This is a genomic window from Acinetobacter sp. UNC436CL71CviS28, from assembly GCF_000620525.1.
Classification (GTDB): domain Bacteria; phylum Pseudomonadota; class Gammaproteobacteria; order Pseudomonadales; family Moraxellaceae; genus Acinetobacter; species Acinetobacter radioresistens.
The window spans coordinates 1-4,501 of sequence record NZ_JIBB01000069.1 but is presented as its reverse complement, the minus strand read 5'-3'; the positions used below and the strand labels follow the sequence as shown (position 1 = coordinate 4,501).

The following is a 4,501-nucleotide window of genomic DNA, read 5'->3' as shown; positions in this document are numbered from 1 at the left end:
CCTTGAAAGTGCCGACCGTGGAAGGGATTCATCTGCTGTATCTCGAAATAAATAAGATATTTAGCTTATCATGTCAGCCTATTTGCAACAGTGCCTCTTGGTTATGAGATTACAGCTTCGACTGGTCGACCTCAAGAGTCAGAATATTTAACCTATCTAGGGGCGAGTGAAATTATTGATCGTATTGAATTATCTTCCCCAGGAAAGCCATTAAACAAAGAAGTTTGGGCTGGCGTAATTGATACTGTTGGAAGCCATACTTTAGCCAATGCATGTGCTAGTACAAAATATCGTGGTGCAGTTGCTGCGTGTGGTTTGGCAGGCGGAATGGATTTTCCAGCAACAGTTGCTCCATTTATTCTAAGAGGGATTACCTTATATGGAATTGATAGCGTGATGGCACCAATCGAATTAAGAAAAGAAGCATGGGAACGTTTGGCTACAGAATTAGATCAAACAAAATTAGAAACAGTAACGACTGAAATTCAGTTAACAGATGCTTTAAATATTTCAAATGAAATTTTAGATGGAAAAATTCGAGGTAGAGTTGTTGTACAGATATAGTTCAACAAAATGAGTTGTGGGACTGTTCTAAATTTTGTGTAAGTACTTAATTTTCATTTATCCTACTGAGGATAATAAAAAGAGGTACTTCACATGGATGAAGCTACAATCAAAAGTATGGCAGCTGAATTAGCTAAAGGTTTAAAAACTCCTGAAGATTTAAACCAAATGACAGCCATATTTAAAAAGTTCATGATCGAAACCGCTCTGAATACTGAGCTTTCTGAACATTTAGGCTATGAAAAGCATCAACCTAAGAAAGGATCTAATGCACGTAATGGTTTTAGCTCCAAAACAGTTCTAACACAAGATGGGCAGCTTGCTTTAGATATCCCTCGTGATCGTGATGGCTCTTTTGAACCACAGATTATTAAGAAGCATCAAACACGCATTACTAGCATGGATGATCAAATTCTTTCGCTATATGCGAAAGGAATGACAAATAGAGAAATTGTTGCTTTTTTAAAGAAATGTACGATGCCGATGTATCTGCCTCCCTTATTAGTAAGGTGACGGATGCTGTCATTGAACAAGTGACAGAATGGCAAAATAGAACACTCGATAGTCTTTATCCTGTTGTCTATTTAGATTGCATTGTTGTTAAGGTTCGTCAGCATTCAACAGTAATCAATAAATCAGTTTATTTAGCATTAGGCATTAACCTGGATGGCCAAAAAGAACTTCTTGGCATGTGGCTTGCTCAAACAGAAGGTTCCAAATTCTGGCTGTCAGTCATGACAGAGCTTAAAAATCGAGGAGTGCAAGATATTCTTGTAGCCTGCCTTGCGAAGCAGCGCTTCTCAGGACTAAAAGGCTTTCCTGATGCGATAGCCTCTGTCTACCCTCATACTGATATCCAGCTGTGTATCGTACATGTTGTACGCAATAGCCTGAGATTTGTGAGCTGGAAGGACTACAAAGCTGTAACAGCAGGATTGAAGGCGATCTATCAGGCAAGTACAGAGGAAAATGCTTTAAAGCCCCTAGATATCTTCTGCGATCAATGGAATCACCAGTATTCAAAAATTGGAGAATCCTGGCGGGCAAATTGGGAAAATATCCGAACGATCTTTAGCTATCCTGCTGAAATACGTCATGCGATTTATACAACAAATGCAATTGAATCATTGAATAGCGTGATCCGCCATTCAACTAAAAAGAGAAAGATCTTCTCTTCTGATGATTCAGTGAAAAAGGTCATTTATTTAGCAACTTCAAATGCTGCTAAAAAATGGACCATGCCAATTCAAAATTGGCGTTTAGCAATGAATTGGTTTACGATTCAGTTCGATGATCGATTAAAAGATCATTTATAAAAAATGAGACTTACACAAAATAATTTACAGGCTCGTAGAAACATGAAAATACATTCTTTTGGTGAACACAATAACATTACTTTATCTAATAATTGTATTGAAGTTCGAGGTGCACGTGAGCATAACCTTAAGGATGTAGATGTTTCTATCCCAAGAAATGCACTTGTTGTTTTCTCAGGTGTATCGGGTTCAGGAAAATCATCACTTGCTTTTGGAACTATTTTTGCTGAAGCACAAAGAAGATATTTCGAATCTGTTGCACCTTATGCAAGACGCTTAATAGATCAGGCCGGAGTACCAGATGTTGATGCTATTGATGGTCTACCACCAGCAGTAGCATTGCAACAACAACGTGGTGCAAGTAATACCCGTTCTTCTGTTGGAAGTGTAACAACTTTATCAAGTCTCGTGCGAATGATTTATTCGCGTGCTGGTGCATATCCTGCCGATCAGCCAATGTTATATGCCGAGGACTTTTCACCGAACACTCCTCAAGGTGCTTGTCCTACCTGTCATGGTTTAGGTCACATTTATGAAGTTACAGAATCGACAATGGTTCCTGACCCAACACTCAGTATTCGTGAGAGAGCTATCGCATCATGGCCACCTGCTTGGCACGGGCAAAACTTACGCGATATCCTAGTAACCCTAGGGTATGATGTCGATCGACCATGGAAAGATTTACCGCAATCGGATAGAGACTGGATTTTATTTACTGAAGAAACCCCAACAGTTCCTGTCTATGCTGGTTTAAGCCCCGCTGAGACTCAATCTGCACTTAAACGTAAACTAGAACCCAGCTATATGGGCACTTTCACTGGTGCTCGTCGCTATGTCCTTCATACTTTTGCTAATACCCAAAGTACGTTGATGAAAAAACGTGTTTCACGTTTTATGGAAGGAAAAATATGCCCTTCCTGTCATGGTAAACGCCTTAAACCAGAAGCCTTATCTATTACCTTTGCTGGAGTAGATATTGGTGAGTTTATGCAACTTTCTTTGGATAAGTTAACTTGCCTGCTTGAGCCCATTGTTCTTGGCAATTTCGACGCTCATGATGCTGGAGAAAAGACTAATAATAAAGTAACCCAACTTGATAGATCTGAACGAGCAACAACAGGTAGAGCAGTGCATTCTGTATCTCCAGATGTAAGACGTACGTCAGCACTTTCAGATGAAAAGAAAATTGCTGCCCAGCGTTTAGCAAATGGTGTGGTGGGGCGTTTAAATCAATTACGCCAGTTAGGTCTTGGTTATCTAACATTAGATAGAGCCACACCGACTCTTTCGGCGGGAGAGTTACAACGTTTGCGTTTAGCAACACAATTAAGTTCTATGCTATTTGGTGTAGTTTATGTACTGGATGAACCGTCTGCTGGATTACATCCTTCAGATAGTCAGTCATTATATGATTCTCTCGATAAATTAAGAGACGCTGGAAACTCCGTATTTGTTGTAGAGCATGATTTAGAGCTCATGCGTCGTGCTCAATGGTTAGTGGATGTTGGACCAGATGCAGGAGAGCAAGGTGGTAATATTTTATATAGTGGAGTACCTCAGGGTTTAAGTGAGATTTCAGCTTCACGTACTGCAAGTTATTTATTTAATAAAATCCCAGTTACTCAAAGTTATGGACGTACACCCTCTGGTTGGCTTGAACTTAACAATATTTACCGACATAACCTGCATAATATTGATGCTCGTATACCTCTTGGTGTACTTACAGCAGTTACAGGTATTTCAGGTTCAGGTAAATCTAGTCTCGTTTCTCAAGCTTTACCCGAGTTAGTACTTTCATATTTAGGCAATGAATCTGAAACTGAAAACAATAATGAAAATAATCCTTTAAATGAAGGAATGTTGGTTACCGAGGTTACACAGGGTTCTCTGGCTGGTGATGTGGAGGCTATACAGCGTCTGGTACAGGTTGATCAAAAACCAATTGGCCGTACTCCACGTTCTAATCTGGCAACTTATACGGGTTTATTTGATCATGTTAGAAAGTTATTTGCTGGGACTCCTGAAGCTCGCCAAGCTCATTATGATGCTGGACGTTTTTCGTTTAATGTGGCTAAAGGGCGATGTGAAACTTGTGAAGGTGAAGGCTTTGTCAGTGTAGAATTATTGTTTATGCCAAGTGTATATGCCCCTTGTCCGACATGTCATGGTGCTCGATATAATGATGACACTCTGAAAATTCGCTGGAATGGACGTAATATTGCTGAAGTATTAGGAATGACCGTCAATGAAGCACGTGATTTTTTTGATGGAGAGGTCTCGATTGCTCGTTCACTACAATTATTAAAGGAAATTGGCCTTGGTTATTTACGTTTAGGGCAACCAGCGACTGAACTATCTGGTGGAGAAGCGCAACGTATTAAATTGGCGACCGAGCTGCAACGCAATCAGCGTGGAAATACACTGTATATACTTGATGAGCCAACTACAGGTTTGCATCCATCAGATGTAGATCGATTGTTAGTTCAATTGCAGCGATTAGTCGATGCGGGTAATACCGTGGTTATGATTGAGCATGATATGCGTGCCGTTGCACAAGCAGATTGGGTGATTGATGTGGGACCAGGTGCTGGAAATGCTGGTGGGAATATTGTTGTGGCAGG

The 4,501-nt window shown here is 40.2% G+C and carries 1 protein-coding gene and 2 pseudogenes; all 3 read left to right on the top strand.

What is annotated here, in order from left to right; genetic code table 11:
- Positions 1-96 precede the first annotated feature (96 nt).
- Positions 97-564: pseudogene (locus tag N518_RS16500) on the top strand (zinc-binding dehydrogenase); the annotation flags it as partial.
- A 93-nt stretch (positions 565-657) separates the two neighbouring features.
- Positions 658-1,880 (top strand): annotated as a pseudogene (locus N518_RS0114875) (IS256 family transposase).
- Positions 1,881-1,922: 42 nt separating this feature from the next.
- On the top strand, positions 1,923-4,501 hold a 2,579-nt coding region (locus N518_RS0114870; protein WP_026444461.1), incomplete at its 3' end, for an excinuclease ABC subunit UvrA.